This is a genomic window from Paenibacillus sp. FSL R10-2771, assembly GCF_038000205.1.
Lineage (GTDB): Bacteria > Bacillota > Bacilli > Paenibacillales > Paenibacillaceae > Paenibacillus_AQ > Paenibacillus_AQ phytohabitans.
In genome coordinates this window covers 4,268,987-4,284,202 of sequence record NZ_JBBOBM010000001.1, presented here as the reverse complement: position 1 = coordinate 4,284,202, position 15,216 = coordinate 4,268,987, and the positions used below count along the sequence as shown (strand labels likewise).

The window sequence follows — 15,216 nt, the reverse complement described above, 5'->3', positions numbered from 1 at the left end:
AAAACGTATAATTAGAGATGTCAACAAGAGAATTTATAAGCATAAGCGATTAGCCAAAAAGGGGAGGCATAACAACATGCACAAAACGGCAAAACGTTCAGCCAAGGCCGCGGCAGCCGGTGTATTAGCACTCACACTGGCACTTACAGGCTGTGGTTCTGGCAACAACAGCAGCAACACCGGAAGCAAAGATAACGCCAGTGGAGGAAACGCCAGTCCGGCGGCAGCCGGAGACGATAATGCTCCGGTAACATTCTCGGTATTTATGAGTGGTCCCGGGCAGCAGCCTACGCCTGACAACAAAATTCTCAAACTGATGAAAGAAAAAACCGGGGTCAGCTTCAATATGGAATTCCTGGTCGGCGACCTGCAGCAGAAGCTAGGCGTCATGATTGCCGGAGGTGACTATCCGGACATCATGTCAGGGGACGACAAGCTTATCAATGCCAAAGCTTACATTCCGCTGGAGGATCTGATTGAGAAGTACGCGCCCAACCTGAAGAAGCATTATGCCGATGTGTGGAACCAGATCAAGGATGAGAGTGACGGACACATCTATGTACTGCCAAGCTATGGCGTATATCAAGGTAAAATTACTGAACCGACTTACCAGGGACCAGGCTTCTGGCTGCAAAAGAAGGTGCTGGAGGAAATGGGCTATCCAACGCCTAAGACCCTTGATGAATATTTCGATATCATTGCCAAATATAAAGAAAAACACCCGGATGTCATCGGGTTCGAATCGCTCAACTTCGACTGGCGTGTGTTTCCGCTGCAGAATGCGCCTGAGCATCTGTCAGGACATCCGAATGACGGAGCGGTTATTGTAGACAACAATGTAGCGCAGATTTTTGCCGACAAGGATATGTCCAAGGATTACTACAAGAAGCTTAATGAGATTAACGCTCAAGGGCTGATGGATAAGGAAGCGTTCGTGCAGAACTATGACCAGTATCTGGCCAAAATCGCAAGCGGCAAGGTCGTCGGTATGTTTGACCAGCACTGGAACTTTCAGGACGGTGAGACTTCCCTGATCTCCCAGGGCAAAATCGAAGATACGTACATCGGCTTCCCTCTGCTCTATCCGGGTGCTGAGGAATGGTACCGTGACCGCGGAGCAGTCGGCACCAACCGCGGCTTCGGCATTTCGATCAATGCCAAGGACCCTGAGCGCATTATCAAATTCTGGGATCAGATGATCACTGAGGAATGGCAGAAGACGATCCAATGGGGAGTCAAGGGCGAGGATTATGAAGTGAATGCGGACGGTTCGTTCTACCGGACACCGGAACAACGGGCAAACGCTGACAAGACAAGCTGGCAGGTAGCTAACAAAATCACAGGTATGCACGGTTATATGCCTAAAATTCAAGGTACGTACAGCGACGGAAATGCAGCAGATCCGGGTACGCAGCCACAGGAATTCTTCGACAGCCTGAAGCCTTATGACCAGAAGATTCTGAAGGCGTACAACAAGAAATCCTGGTCTGAATTCTTCAAGGAACCCAAAGAGAACAATATCTACTTCCCGGCGTACTCCATCGTGCTTAAGGATGGTTCGCCAGCTCAGCTTGCACAGTCCAAGCTGAATGACCTTCAGGTTAAATTCCTGCCCAAAGCCATTATGGCCAGTCCGGCAGAGTTCGAAGGTGTATGGCAGGATTATGTGGACAAAATCCACAAGCTGGACATCAAGGCCTACGAAGACCGGATTAATGAAGGCATCCAGCAGCGTATCGAAAAATGGAGCGTCAAGTAAGCGGCACTAAGGCTTGAAACGGAGCGGGAAATGAACTTTCCCGCTCTTCCTAAATAGGAGTGGAGAGAACGATTACACAGGAGGGAATACTACATGTCTGATGCCGTACTGGACAAACAGGTCAAGAAACAGAAGACCCGTAGAAGCAAAGTCGATCCGGAAATCGGTGTGAGCCTCAGCTGGAAGACGCTAAAGATACAGAAACAGCTTATTTTTATGTCTGTGCCGATTGCCATCTATCTAATTATTTTTAACTATGTACCCGTTTGGGGCTGGATTATGGCCTTTCAGAATTACCGCCCGGCGCTGTCCTTCGGCCAGCAGGAGTGGGTAGGCTTCCAGCAGTTCAAATTCTTATTCTCCGATGAGACCTTCATGCTGGTGTTGCGCAACACGGTTGCCATGAGCTTCATCAATCTTGTACTCGGTACGGTGACGGCTATCGGCCTGGCTTTGCTGCTGAATGAGATTAGACTCAAGTTCTTCAAACGTATCGTCCAGTCAATTTCATATTTGCCGCACTTTCTGTCCTGGGTTATCGCAGCGGGTATTGTCGCTACCTCCCTGTCGATTGATGACGGGATTGTCAATGTCATTCTAATGAAGCTTCACCTGATCAAAGATCCGATTATGTGGCTCAGTGAGGGCAAGTATTTCTGGGGCATTGTCGGGGCTTCCAACGTGTGGAAAGAAGTAGGCTGGGGTACGATTATCTATCTGGCCGCGATTACCTCCATTGACCCTTCCCTGTATGAGGCAGCATCCATCGACGGCGCTACGCGTCTGCAAAAAATGCGTTTTGTCACTCTTCCGGGAATTAAAGCAACCTTTGTGATTCTGCTGATTATGAATATTGGACATATTCTGGATGCCGGCTTTGAACTTCAGTACCTGCTCGGCAACGGTCTTACTATAGACTATTCGCAGACCATCGACATCTTCGTCATTAAGTACGGGATCTCTATGGGGAACTATTCTCTGGCTACGGCAGCAGGGATCTTCAAGACCATCGTCAGCGTTATTCTCGTCTTCATGGCCAACTATACTGCCAAACGTCTCGGCGAAGAGCGGTTAATCTAAAGGAGGAAGCCCTTATGAAAGCTGTAGCAAAAGGATCAAGCCGCATAGAGCCGGTTGTGTTTCATACACTGAACACGCTGTTCATGCTCTTTGTGGTTGCTGTAACCCTGTATCCATTCCTCCACACGATGGCTGTTTCGTTCAACGACGGCAGTGACACGCTGGCCGGTGGAATCTATCTCTGGCCCCGTTCGTGGACGCTGGAGAATTACAAGGCGGTCTTTGTTTCAGGGACGATCTACCATGCCGCATTTATCTCGGTATCCCGCACGGTCATCTCAACGCTGCTCGGTGTTTTTCTCACCACTATGCTGGCTTATGCACTGGCGCAGCCACAATATATTTTTCGCAAAAAAATCGGCCTGCTGTTCATCCTGACCATGTATTTCAATGCCGGACTGATTCCGAACTACTTCCTGATCAAGAATATGGGCCTGCTGCATAGCTTCATGGTCTATATCCTTCCGAGTCTGGTCAGCGCATTCAACCTGATCATTATGCGGACCTATATCCGCGGTCTTCCGTTCAGTCTAACCGAATCGGCGAAGATCGACGGGGCGGGGGATTTCCGGATTTTCTGGAAAATCATCTTCCCGCTGTGTACTCCTGTACTGGCAACGGTTGCTTTGTTCATTGCGGTAGGTTCATGGAATGCCTGGTTCGATACCTTCCTCTATGCTTCCTCGGATCTTAAGCTAAGCACACTGCAATATGAAATGATGAAGCTGCTGGGTTCCACGATGAGCACGAACAATGATCCTTCCATGCTTGCGGGAGGCCAGAATAATCAGGTGCAGGCCCTGGTTACACCGGCTTCCATCCGTTCCGCGATCACGATCGTTACGGCTGTCCCGATTTTGTTCGTCTACCCTTTCTTGCAGAAGTATTTCGTGGTAGGGTTGAACCTGGGAAGTGTGAAAGAATAATTGTCATTTAGAATGATATAAGAAAAATATGGATAATATAACCGTTTCGGGTGAAGCCGAAGCGGTTTCTCCTGTTCAATACTGGTCAGCCTTGCAGAACTCAAAATACTTAAAAAAAGAGGGTGATCCAATGCTTAAGGTACTGTTTGCCGACGATGAGCCGCTTATGCTGGAAGGGCTGCGATTCCTGGTAGACTGGGAGAAATTAAACTTTGAAGTATGCGGTGAGGCTCTGGACGGGGAGGACGCGCTGGAGCTGATTCACAGCACCCGTCCTGATCTGGTTATAACTGATGTGCGCATGCCGGTAATTGACGGTCTTGAACTAATAAAAAGAGCTTCCAAAACCGATTTCCGGCCCAAGTTTATTATCTTCAGCGGCTACGCCGACTTTGAATATGCCAAGCGGGCGCTTAAGTACGGGGTATCCAACTATTTGACCAAGCCTCTGGATGAGAAGGAACTGACAGAGGCGCTGCAGATCGTAACCGACCAAATCCATAAGGAGCGCAAGGTGTCCTCACGGCGCGAGGCTCTTTCGGCTCTGATGCAGGCGGATACGGTATCCCGGCTCCTGATGCGGGAGAACACGGAAGAGGAGCGGCAGAAGGGGATGAAGAGCCTTGGGATCACCCCCGCCTCGCGGATATGCTGTATACTGGTCCATGGAACAGCGCCTGACAGTCTTCAGCTGCGTGAGCAGGTCTCTGCCATGGGCGGCAAGGAGCCGCTGTGCAGCCTGAGCGTCTATCCGTTCACTGCAGGAAGCGGGAAGCATGGATATTTGCTGGTGTCCCCGCAGGAAGGACCGGAGCTTGACCCGGCCATGCTCACAAGCTGGATGGATGAAATACGTCCCTTGTACAGCACTCCGGTCTGTTTCACGGCAAGCCTTCAGCATCACGGACCGGAAGCTCTGAATTCGGCTTATCAGGATGCGCTGGCTGCTGAGCTGTGCAGGCCGGATGCCGCGGAGGGCGGAGCGGCCGGCTTCTTCGAGAAGCAGGATAAGACTCAGATGGCGATGCTTCCGGCAGAGCTGAGAAGATCGCTGCTGCAATCCGTCACTGAAGGGAAGCTTGAGCACCTGAGCGGGCAACTCCGCGATGTGTTCAAGATATTCTCGGCGGAGGTGGCTTCAAGCTCATGGATCGACGCTTTTCTGGCCAATATCAAAGCTGAGCTGCTACGTGAAATTACTGCCAGAGGGGGAGACTATGCGCAGTGGGTGAAAAAATGGTTTCCGTCCCGGTATACGGCCAGCTGCCTGCCTCTGCTGGAGAGGCAGACGGAGGAGGAGCTGTGCGAGGCTGCAGAATGGTTCGCAGCTGCTGCGGACGGCAGGCGGGAGGACCAGATAGTGTCTGCCGTGACGGAGTATGTCCGCAGGCATTATCAGGAGAAGCTGAAGCTGCAGGATATTGCGAAAGTTCTGCATGTGAATTCCGCTTACCTGGGACAACGGTTCAGGAAGCATTACGGCAGCTCTTTTAACGACTATCTCCATGAATACCGCATTGAAGAAGCCAAGAAGCTGCTGCGCCGGACCGATATGGGTATTTCCGATATCTCAAGCCGGGTGGGCTATGCGGACGCTGATGTGTTCGCTGCCAAGTTCAAGGCGCTCAACGGCGTTACGCCTACCGTATACAAGAAGAGCTAAATCAAGGGGAGGAGGGGACTGCATGAAGCATAAACGGAAGCCGTCTGCCTTCATCAATGATATTCCGCTCAAATACAAGTTTTTGTTTATCTACTTACTGTGTGTTCTCGTCCCCATACTCAGCATCAACGCCCTTTTTTATGTGCAGATCAGCCGCAACGTGGAAGTACGGGAGAGGGAGAATCTGGGGATTTCGGTAGACCGGGTGGTCTATGATCTGATGCAGATCGTGAATGAATGTGTGGCGATCAGCAATACGGTGGCTGCAGACCGGCCCTATATGGAGATGATGGATTATGCCTACCCGGATAATGAGGCTTATTATGATGCCTATAACGATTTTCTCAAGGACAAGCTGCGGCAGTACAGCAATCTCCACTCCTATATCTACTGGATGGGCATATATACCTCCAATCCGACGATCCAGAATGGCAGCAGCTATTTTATTCTGTCAGACAAGGATAAGCAGAGTGAATGGTACCGCAAAATATCAAGCAGCACAGACAAGGTATTGCTGACCTCCTATCAGGGGACCAACCCGCTTAATCCGCCCCAGCAGGAGGTGTTTGTCAGCCTGATCCGCAAGCTGGATAACTTTACGGGCCAGCCCTACAATAAGTATTTGCGGATTGATCTGCGGCTGAACAATGTGCAGGAGCTGTTCCAGAAGGAGCGTGATTATCTGGATTTCAAGCTGCTGGATGAGAAGAACCGGATCGTGCTGGCATCGGGTCAATCCTTCTACTCGCTGGACACCAATGCTCTGCTGAATGTGGACACAAGCCTGGATCAGCGATCCAAGCAGATTGTCCGTACGCTCAGCAGTGCAGCCTACACCAAGGGCTGGCGTCTGGTCGGAACTCCGGAGGGCCGGAAGGTGAATCATGAAATGGTCCATGCCCTAAGGATCTCACTGATTCTTGCTCTATTAACTATAATTCTCCCTACCCTGCTCATGATTGTGATTATAAGGTCCTATAATCTGCGGGTCAGATTGCTCTACAAGCATATGAAGCTGGTCAAATATGAACAGTTCGAGAGCATTGATATGTATGAGGGGAAGGATGAAATCGGCGGACTGATCCGCAGCTTCAATCTGATGACCGGGAAAATCCGCAATCTGATCAATGATGTCTATAAGCTGGAGATTCAGAAGAAGGACCTGGAGCTTGAACGGGTACGGGCGGAGCTGAAATATCTGGAAAGCCAGGTGGACCCTCATTTCCTCTTCAATACGCTGAATGCCATATTGGTCATTTGCAAGAAATATAAGTATGAACAAGTCACGGATGTCATCCGCAATCTGGCGCTGATTATGCGCAGGCTGCTAAGCTGGAAGGATGATCTTATTACTGTAGAGGAAGAGGTCTCTTTTATCGAAATGTATCTGCAGATTGAGAAGTTCCGCTTTCAGAACCGGTTCTCATATGTGCTGGATATTGAGCCGGAGGTGCTGAAATGCCGGATTCCCAAGATGAGCATACAGGCTTTGGTGGAGAATTCCTGCAAGCATGGCCTGCAGTCGGTCAAATGGGCAAGGGAAATCCACGTGTCCGCGGCGAGGGATAACGCTGGCCTGCTGATCGTAGTGACGGACAATGGCAAGGGAATCGAGAAGGAGAAGCTGGAATGGATCAAGTCCCATCTGGAAACGGAGCAGGATTCCGGACAAAATGTCGGGCTTCGCAATGTGTATAAACGCTTGATGTTGTACTATAACGGCAGAGCCAGGTTCAGCATTGAGAGCACCGAATATGAACAGACGGTCATTACCATCCGGATTCCCGAGGACTTGAGCCTGGATCTGGTAGTGGAGGGATCTCATGTATAAAGTGGTACTCGCGGATGATGAAACCCTCGCATTAGAGGGATTGCGGACGCAGACGGATTGGGAAGAGCTGGGCTTTGAAATCTGCGGAGCCTGCGAGAATGGGGAGGAAGCGCTGGCTGCGATTGTACAAAGCTCGCCCGATCTTGTGATTACAGATATCCGTATGCCCGGGATTGACGGGCTGGAGCTGATAAGGCGCGTGCGCAGCCTTGAGATGGAGCAGCCGATCTTCGTCGTTCTCAGCGGCTACGGCGAATTCGAATATGCAAGAACTGCCATTCGTTATGGGGTAAGTCACTATCTGCTGAAGCCGGTCGTAGAGGCCGAATGGGATAAGGTGCTTACAGACATTACGGATGAGCTGGAGCTGCGCGTTAAGCAGAGGATGCAGCAGAGCATGCTGGCGAGCCGGCTGCTGCCGCTGGCGATTGCGCGCATGCTTGAGGGCCACTGGGCCGAGCCTGAAGAGGAGGCGGCCGAGCAGATGGACCGTCTGGATGAGACCGTTACGGGCTGGACGTATCTGCATGTGGAGGGCGATAGCAGCAATATTACAGACCTTTGCCGGGAGCTGGCCGGACCGGCAGGTGCCCTGTTCATTGACCTGCCCGGCGATCAGGCCGGACTGGTTGTGGAGAGCTCGGCGGGGGCGGCCGGGCTGGCGGAGCAGCTATATGCCGGGCTGATCCGCAGCGGTGTGAAGGGCTCCGTCAGCATCGGGCCGAGTGTGCAGTCACTCCGCGAGCTGCCTGTCTCCTACAGGGAAGCGGCAGGGGCTGCGGCCCGCCGCTATTTCTATTCAGACGGAAGCGGTCCGGTGCATTCGGCCATTGAAGGCGAGGGCCAGGTGAACTACAATCTCCCTGCCACAGAGTTGCTCGAGGAAATAATAAGCGCTGTGGAGAGGCTGCAGGAGCAGAAGGTTCAGGAGAAGCTGAACGAAATGTTCAGCGTGTTCAAGGAGAACCGGACAGATCCGGGAGTTGTACAGATGACCAGCATGGATATCATGCTGAGAAGCATGGAATTGCTGAAGGAATTCGGCGGAGCGGACGATCAGTGGATCGGTTCGCTTGATTTTTTCAGAACGGAGCCCAAATCGCTGGAAGCCCTGCAAGCCACCCTTCAGAGCGCGCTGGCAACAAGTATGAATTATATCCGGCAGCACAAGGAACGTAACTCAGAGCATCCGCTTATCCGCGTAGAATGCTTCTTGCGGGATCATTATTCCAGGCATTTGACTGTAAAAGAGATTGCCGAGCATTTCTATATCAATCCGGTGTACCTGGGCCAGGCCTTCATCAAAAAGCATGGGATCAGCATTCTGGAGTACATTCACAATCTGCGTATAGAAGCAGCCAAGAAGCGGCTGATCGAAACCCGCGACACAGTCAGGAGCATTGTGGAGAGTGTGGGTTATGTGCACTATCACCATTTCCTGAGAGAGTTTGAGAAACGGACGGCACTGAAGCCGGTGGCATTCCGTGAACAGGCCCAGTCTGATAAAGGATAGATCCATTAATTTATTAGGGTCCATGTATTTAGTATGGTAATGGTAAACGCATACAAATTCGCTATGATAGAGATAGCTGTCCAACAATGCTGTTATTCACAGGAGGTCCACGGCATAGGCATGCAGGCCCATTGGAATATCTATGGCCCGTCCATTGAAGAAATCCGCAGCGCCCTTGAGCTGTACGCCTCTTTTGGGGCTCAAAATCCTGATTACGGAGCTGGATATCTCCATGTTCCGTAATCAGGATAAGCGCACGGACTTGAAAGCGCCAACATTAGAAATGCTGAGGCTCCAGGAGGAGCGTTATGCGGAGATCTTCGCCCTTCTGCTGGAATAAAAAGCTTCCATTGATTCGGTGATCTTCTGAGGCGTGGCCGATGATTATACCTGGCTGGACGGTTTCGCAATCCTAATTGTTATAACCATCTTATCGCTAACAACAATGGAGGGAATTAAATGACAACTCAATTGAATCAGGCTACCGGAAAGGTACCCCCTAACGGTAATCCGCTGGTAGCGCACAGATACGGAGCCGACCCTTATGCCCTGGTATTCGGGGACAGAGTCTACCTGTACATGACCAACGACGCGCTGGAATATGATGAGAGCGGTGTGGTGAAAGAGAACTCTTACAGCAGTATCAATACCATTACCGTCATCTCCTCTGCCGACCTGGTCAACTGGACCGATCATGGCGCGATTGCCGTGGCCGGACCGGAGGGCGCTGCGAAGTGGGCTACCCAATCCTGGGCACCGGCAGCAGTTCATAAGGTGATTGGCGGCAAGGACAAGTTCTTCCTGTACTTCGCCAATAATGCCAGCGGGATTGGGGTTCTCTCAAGTGACAGTCCGGTGGGGCCATGGGTTGACCCAATCGGGGAAGCGCTGATTCTGCGCTCCACACCGGGGGTGGCGGATGTGACCTGGCTGTTCGACCCGGCGGTTCTGGTCGATGACGACGGCAAGGGCTACATTTACTTCGGAGGCGGTGTCCCGGAAGGACAGTTCGCAGAGCCGGGCACAGCCCGGGTGATGAGACTGGGTGAGGATATGACCAGCGTAGTGGGTACTGCTGAAGTGATCCCGGCGCCATTCATGTTCGAGGATGCCGGGATTCATAAGCGGAACGGTGTCTACTACTATACTTACTGCTCGAACTTTTATGACGGGGAACGGCCAGAGGGCAGCCCTCCGGCGGGGGAGATCGCCTATATGACGAGTGACAGTCCCATGGGTCCTTGGACATATCAGCGGACGATCCTGAAGAACCCGGGACATTTCTTCGGAGTCTCTGGGAACAACCACCATGCGGTGTTTGAATTTCATGACAGCTGGTATATTGCTTATCACGCCCAGACCTTATCCAAGGCACAAGGGATTGCGAACGGCTACCGCTCCACGCATCTTAACCGCCTGACTCATCTTGAGGACGGGTCCATTCAAGAGATTCATGCGGACTATGAGGGCGTGCAGCAGCTTGTCACACTGAACCCGTATGAACGCATTCCGGCGGCAACAATGGGCTGGAGCGCGGGGGTGAAGACAGAATTTCTCACTGCCGGGGGAGAGCAGATCGTAACGGATATAGAGAACGGCGGCTGGATCGGATTATCCGGAGTGGACTTCGGGAGCCGGGGAGCAAAAGCGTTCCAGGTTTCGGTTCTGGGCCTTGAAGCCGGCGGTGTACTGGAGCTGCATCTGGATGACCCGGCTGGCCCGCTCGCCGGCAAGCTGTCCGTGCCTGCGGCGAACGGGGCAGAATGGACGGAGCTGAAGACGGAGGTCCATGGAGCCATAGGGGTACATTCACTCTATCTGGTATTCACAGGCGCGAGCGGCAAGGACTTGTTCAAGCTGGCAGCTTGGAAATTCACGACAGAAGCATAACTAACTTCAAGGAGGCCAAAGCATTGAATACCGCGATCATTACCAATCCTGTAATGTGGGCAGATGTCCCGGATGTGGATGTTATCCGGGTCGGCCCTGTATTCTATATGGTCAGCACCAGCATGCACTCCATGCCGGGCTGTCCGATTATGAAGTCAGAGAATCTGTACGACTGGGAAATAGTGAATTATGTCTATGGCACCTTCGAGGATCATGAGGCCCACCGGCTGGAAGACGGCCAAGGGATATACGGCAGCGGTTCTTGGGCGGCCTCTCTCCGCTATAAGGAAGGAATCTACTATGTATGCTTCTCCTCCAATGATATGGACCAGTTCTATATCTACCGGACCGGAGATATTGAGCATGGGCCCTGGGAGCGTTCGGTGATTCCGGGACTTCATCATGACCCGGCTCTGCTGCTGGATGAAGATAACCGCAATTATGTGATCTATGGGAACGGGGACATCATGCTCAAGGAGCTGACAGCGGATCTGACGGCTGTGAAGCCCGGCGGAACGGATCAGCTGCTGCTGGAAGGCGAACGGGAAGACATCGGTCTGCGCATTGAAGGCTGTCATGCGCATAAGCGGAACGGCTATTATTATCTGTTCTTCATTGAATGGCCGAGAACCGGCAATCAGCGCAGACGGCAGCTATGCTACCGTTCCCGTGAGCTGCCGGGTCCTTACGAGCGGAAGGTTATTCTGGATGATGATCTGGGCTACCAGAATAACGGTGTCGCGCAAGGCGGCATTGTCGATACACCGGACGGTGACTGGTACGCGGTGCTATTCCAGGATCATGGGGCTGTCGGACGGATTCCCTGCGTCCTCCCCGTAAGCTGGGAGCAGGATTGGCCGGTGATCGGGGAGAACGGTGAAGCACCTAAAGTGTTCCGGACGAAGCTTCCTGCGGGTGAGCCGAAGCCGCTGGTGATCAGTGATGAGTTCGATTATACCAGCGGCCGGCTGGCGCTGAACTGGCAGTGGAACCATAATCCCGACAACGGGCTATGGTCGCTCACCGAGCGGCCGGGTTATCTGCGTCTGCGCACCGGACGCACAACAGACAGCATTCTGCGGGCGCGTAATACACTGACCCAGCGGACCGAAGGTCCGGCGTGCAGCGCGGAGACGCTGATTGATCTCTCAGGCATGCAGACCGGCGACAAGGCAGGTATGGTTGCCCTGCAGAACGGGTACGGGACGGTCGAGGCTGCGGCCTTGAAGCAGGGCGGGTTCAGCGTGAATATGTGCGTCAACAGCGGAGACGGCTATCCGCAGACGGTGGAGAGTATTCCATTCACCGGCAACAGGATATATCTAAGAATCGATTTCAATTTCGAGGATAGCGTGGACCAGGCCCATTTCTTCTATTCGGCGGACGGGGCGGTCTGGAAGGCGATTGGCGGGACGCTGCATATGAAATATACACTGGATCATTTCATGGGCTACCGGATTGGCTTGTTCAATTATGCAACCCAATCAGCCGGCGGTTATGCCGATTTCGATTATTTCCGTTATCGCAGACAAGGCTAAGTCCGGGTCTTGAAACCGAACCCGGAAGCCTGGGATACTGAAGGCGGAGGGGGCAATTTAAGAATACCTGCCAGAGGCGGCCACAGAGTAAAGGTGTGCAAATAGTGGCGTAATCAACAAATGAGGGGCATTGGTTAATGCTTCTCATTTGCTTGTCGTCTAGCCCGCACCCGCTCCAGCAAAACTGCCGAGATAACTACAATTGCCTATTCTTCCTGCCGGGTTTCAGCCTGTTTGGAAGCAAGCTTCTCGCGGTAGGCCCGGGGGGAGAAGCCGGTAAGCTGCCGGAACTGCCGGCAGAAATGCTCGACATTCGCATAGCCGCAGAGTGCGGCGATCTCCGCAATTTTGTGCTGGCCATAGCCAAGCTTCTCCTTGGCCAGCCGAATCCGGCAGTGAATGACATCCTCCATGCAGGAGATGCCGAAGGTGGATTTGTATATGGTCTGCAGGTAGCCTGTACTTATATGCAGATGCCCGGCCATAGAGGACACGGTCCAAGGGTGGCCGGGGTTGCTGTAAAGCGTCTTGCGCAGCTCCAGAAGATTATAATATTGCGGAGTCAGCTTGTCCTCGGACGCCTCGGACAGCTTATTGAACAAGAGCCGGAACAGGTAGTCAATGGATAGCTCCCGGTAATCGTTCTGGAAGGAGTTCTCCAGTGTCAGCAGTTGAAACAGCTGATGACAATAGCCGGGGTCCGGCAGCGAGAACGGAGTACCTACCGGTAAGACGGTCTCTGTAATATAAGATTCATCCGCATCAAAGCGGACCCAGTCATTCACATACTTCCGGGAGCAGGCCCGGTAATAGATGCTGTGCTTAGGCGGATACAAGACAGCAGAATGAGCGGGGAATTCCTTCAATTCCCCATTGACTTCAAACAGTGCCGGAGTCTGTGTCAGTACAAGAAGCCAGGCATCCAGCCCTTCCGGAATGCTGTACACGAAATCATGCTGATGCGCAGCGTCATATTCAACGTAGTGTATTGTGGGCATTGGCTTCTCCTTCCTTCGGATAGATCAATTAATGGTCAGTAAATATCATTGTTAGAAATTCGCTCAATCTCTATAATTTATAGTGTGTATCACGAGCGTAACTGAATAATGACAGTGGAAGGTGTATTGCTGGTTATTAGAAATTATCAATAAGAAGGAAGGTTATTGATTAATGATACCACAACGAAACGAGGATCGGAATCAGATCCTTTGCTATACAAGGCTGCCGCAGGAGGATATGGTGTACGCTTCAAGGCTTGCCCACAGCATGCACTTGGCTTACAGCACAGACGGGCTTCTGTTTCAGGAATTGAATCATAACTCGGGTGTTCTGTTCGCCAAGGCGACGGAGAATGAAGACGGGACACTCCGGGCCAAGAGCCTGAATCATCCGTATCTTTTCCACTTGGCTAACGGGAATTACGGCGTAATTGCCGTGCGTACTGAGGCAGACGGTGAAGCCGATGAAGAGAGTAAGGGGAAGGTGCTGTTGTTCTCCTCTGCCGATTTACTGCAATACAGCGAGGTGGGACTGCTGGAGCTTAAGGCCGATACCTTTGTAAGCGATGTCTACTGCCAATACGATCCTGAGCGGAACGGTTACCTGATCAGCTGGATAGATGAATATGGTCAGGGGTATGAGAGCTGGATGACCGACATCATGAGCCTCAAAAATGTCTCGGCTCCGGAAAAAGCAAAGCCGTTCACTCTGGATACCGTGCTTGCCGATATTGAAGGGATTCTGCCGCGTAATGTGATCTCTGTCTCCGCAGAGACAGCCCGCAGACTCTTCTGCAAGCTTACTGTTCCAGAGAACATTGCTATCGTGGTACCGGACCGCGTAAGTGCGGCTTCGGTAGAGGAAGTGAAGGCTGTGCGGGCAACGGCCTTATACAGCGATGGTACGCAGGCGTCCAAAAAAGTGGATTGGAATATGGGCGCCATCGACTGGAGCCAGTCGGGAACCTACAGAATTACCGGGGAGATCCATCAGGAGCATTATCCGTTTCCAATCGCACTTGACCGTGCAGACCCCTGCATTGCACAGTGGAAGGGGAAATATTATTTCATTGCCACCAATGATGCGGATCAGAATCATACGCTGTATATGAGGGAAGCGGATACTATTCCCGGACTGGTAACGGCTGAAGAGGTGCTGATTCTCGATTCGTCCACCCATGAACAGATTCGCGATCTGCTGTGGGCGCCGGAATTCCATGTCATTGAAGATGAGCTGTACATTTTTCATGCGGCAACCTCTGGTGGATTCTTCTATGAAGAGTCGCATGTGATGAAGCTGCGGGCAGGTGGTCATCCGATGAACGCGGCGGACTGGACCATCCCGGAGCGTGTAGTGAAGAAGGACGGCACATATTTGTGTGAAGCAGGCAAGACGATTTCTCTGGACATGACTGTCATCCGGTGGAACGGCAAGCTCTATGCGGCATGGTCGGAGCGCCAGTTCGTGCCTGTCGATCTGGGGGCCTGGGTCTATATCGCAACCATCGATCCGCAGGAGCCGTGGAAGCTGACCAGTGATCCGGTGCTGCTGACACGGCCCGACTATGGGTGGGCCAACAATCATACCTTTGTAGATGAAGGGCCTTTTGCCCTGTATTCGGATGACAAGCTCTACGTGACCTTTGCCAGCGCAGCGGTGGATGCCACCTATGTTGTCGGTCTCCTGACTGCAGATAAGGGGGCGGATCTGCTGGATATAGAGAGCTGGACCAAAGGCAATTATCCGCTGCTGACCTCCAGAAGTGTGCCGGGAGAATACGGTCCGGGCCATAATTCTTACGTGACGGACGAGGATGGGGTCATCTGGAACGCCTATCATGCGAGACCGGGAATTGACGGACCGCGAAGCTCCGGCCTCCGCCGTGTGCATTTTGACATTGACGGTGCTCCGGTTCTGGATCTCACAGAGGATAAGGACCTGAATCCGGAGCTGAAGCAGGTATCCATGGAAGTGAACGTAGGCTAGCTAGTGGGTCTGTTATCCGCATCAGCGTCTC

12 protein-coding genes are annotated in these 15,216 nt (G+C 52.3%); 11 read left to right on the top strand and 1 reads right to left on the bottom strand.

All coding sequences use genetic code 11. The annotated features are described in order from the left end of the window. Positions 1 to 76: 76 nt before the first annotated feature. The 10 genes from NSU14_RS18700 (at position 77) to NSU14_RS18655 (ending at position 12,200) form a co-directional block, all read left to right on the top strand. Positions 77 to 1,759 carry an extracellular solute-binding protein gene (locus NSU14_RS18700; RefSeq protein WP_340946717.1) on the top strand — a complete coding sequence of 561 codons (1,683 nt, stop codon included), beginning with the start codon at positions 77 to 79 and terminating at the stop codon, positions 1,757 to 1,759. 93 nt (positions 1,760 to 1,852) lie between these two features. Next, positions 1,853 to 2,839 carry an ABC transporter permease gene (locus NSU14_RS18695; RefSeq protein WP_340946716.1) on the top strand — a complete coding sequence of 329 codons (987 nt, stop codon included), beginning with the start codon at positions 1,853 to 1,855 and terminating at the stop codon, positions 2,837 to 2,839. A 14-nt stretch (positions 2,840 to 2,853) separates the two neighbouring features. After that, positions 2,854 to 3,765, top strand: coding sequence for a carbohydrate ABC transporter permease (locus NSU14_RS18690; protein WP_042135910.1), 912 nt, complete (start codon positions 2,854 to 2,856; stop codon positions 3,763 to 3,765). 130 nt (positions 3,766 to 3,895) lie between these two features. Then, the gene (locus tag NSU14_RS18685) at positions 3,896 to 5,428 is read left to right on the top strand and encodes a response regulator transcription factor (RefSeq protein ID WP_336101115.1); all 1,533 of its coding nucleotides are present in this window, start codon (positions 3,896 to 3,898) and stop codon (positions 5,426 to 5,428) included. A 22-nt stretch (positions 5,429 to 5,450) separates the two neighbouring features. Beyond that, a complete protein-coding gene (locus NSU14_RS18680) occupies positions 5,451 to 7,259 on the top strand; it encodes a sensor histidine kinase (RefSeq protein WP_340946712.1) in 1,809 nt (602 codons plus the stop codon). After that, on the top strand, positions 7,252 to 8,772 hold the full coding sequence (locus NSU14_RS18675) for a response regulator transcription factor (protein ID WP_340946711.1): 1,521 nt from the start codon (positions 7,252 to 7,254) through the stop codon (positions 8,770 to 8,772). Before NSU14_RS18680 ends, NSU14_RS18675 begins: the two co-directional genes overlap by 8 nt. Positions 8,773 to 8,805: 33 nt before the next feature. Then, positions 8,806 to 9,015, top strand: a complete 210-nt coding sequence (locus NSU14_RS18670) for an endo-1,4-beta-xylanase (RefSeq protein ID WP_336101112.1) — start codon at positions 8,806 to 8,808, stop codon at positions 9,013 to 9,015. Then, entirely contained in the window at positions 8,966 to 9,112 is a 147-nt protein-coding gene (locus NSU14_RS18665; RefSeq protein WP_340949046.1) for a hypothetical protein, read from the top strand. Before NSU14_RS18670 ends, NSU14_RS18665 begins: the two co-directional genes overlap by 50 nt. A gap of 119 nt (positions 9,113 to 9,231) precedes the next feature. After that, on the top strand, positions 9,232 to 10,662 hold the full coding sequence (locus NSU14_RS18660) for a glycoside hydrolase family 43 protein (RefSeq protein WP_042135917.1): 1,431 nt from the start codon (positions 9,232 to 9,234) through the stop codon (positions 10,660 to 10,662). Between the two features lie 23 nt (positions 10,663 to 10,685). Next, on the top strand, positions 10,686 to 12,200 hold the full coding sequence (locus NSU14_RS18655; protein WP_340946708.1) for a glycoside hydrolase family 43 protein: 1,515 nt from the start codon (positions 10,686 to 10,688) through the stop codon (positions 12,198 to 12,200). A 206-nt stretch (positions 12,201 to 12,406) separates the two neighbouring features. Here the strand turns inward: NSU14_RS18655 and NSU14_RS18650 are convergent, their stop codons facing one another. Then, positions 12,407 to 13,198: a helix-turn-helix transcriptional regulator gene (locus NSU14_RS18650; protein ID WP_042135921.1), complete on the bottom strand. Its 792-nt coding sequence runs from the start codon at positions 13,196 to 13,198 to the stop codon at positions 12,407 to 12,409. A gap of 172 nt (positions 13,199 to 13,370) precedes the next feature. Here NSU14_RS18650 and NSU14_RS18645 point away from each other — a divergent pair, with 172 nt between their 5' ends. Then, positions 13,371 to 15,185 (top strand): family 43 glycosylhydrolase, encoded by a 1,815-nt coding sequence (locus NSU14_RS18645; RefSeq protein WP_340946705.1) that lies wholly within the window; start codon positions 13,371 to 13,373, stop codon positions 15,183 to 15,185. Positions 15,186 to 15,216 lie beyond the last annotated feature (31 nt).

What these genes read in the sequence shown, in the direction of transcription:
- NSU14_RS18700 (WP_340946717.1), top strand. Translation starts at nt 77, where the DNA reads ATGCACAAAACGGCAAAACGTTCAGCCAAGGCCGCGGCAGCCGGTGTA.
- NSU14_RS18695 (WP_340946716.1), top strand. Translation starts at nt 1,853, where the DNA reads ATGTCTGATGCCGTACTGGACAAACAGGTCAAGAAACAGAAGACCCGT.
- NSU14_RS18690 (WP_042135910.1), top strand. Translation starts at nt 2,854, where the DNA reads ATGAAAGCTGTAGCAAAAGGATCAAGCCGCATAGAGCCGGTTGTGTTT.
- NSU14_RS18685 (WP_336101115.1), top strand. Translation starts at nt 3,896, where the DNA reads ATGCTTAAGGTACTGTTTGCCGACGATGAGCCGCTTATGCTGGAAGGG.
- NSU14_RS18680 (WP_340946712.1), top strand. Translation starts at nt 5,451, where the DNA reads ATGAAGCATAAACGGAAGCCGTCTGCCTTCATCAATGATATTCCGCTC.
- NSU14_RS18675 (WP_340946711.1), top strand. Translation starts at nt 7,252, where the DNA reads ATGTATAAAGTGGTACTCGCGGATGATGAAACCCTCGCATTAGAGGGA.
- NSU14_RS18670 (WP_336101112.1), top strand. Translation starts at nt 8,806, where the DNA reads ATGGTAATGGTAAACGCATACAAATTCGCTATGATAGAGATAGCTGTC.
- NSU14_RS18660 (WP_042135917.1), top strand. Translation starts at nt 9,232, where the DNA reads ATGACAACTCAATTGAATCAGGCTACCGGAAAGGTACCCCCTAACGGT.
- NSU14_RS18650 (WP_042135921.1), bottom strand. Translation starts at nt 13,198, where the DNA reads ATGCCCACAATACACTACGTTGAATATGACGCTGCGCATCAGCATGAT.
- NSU14_RS18645 (WP_340946705.1), top strand. Translation starts at nt 13,371, where the DNA reads ATGATACCACAACGAAACGAGGATCGGAATCAGATCCTTTGCTATACA.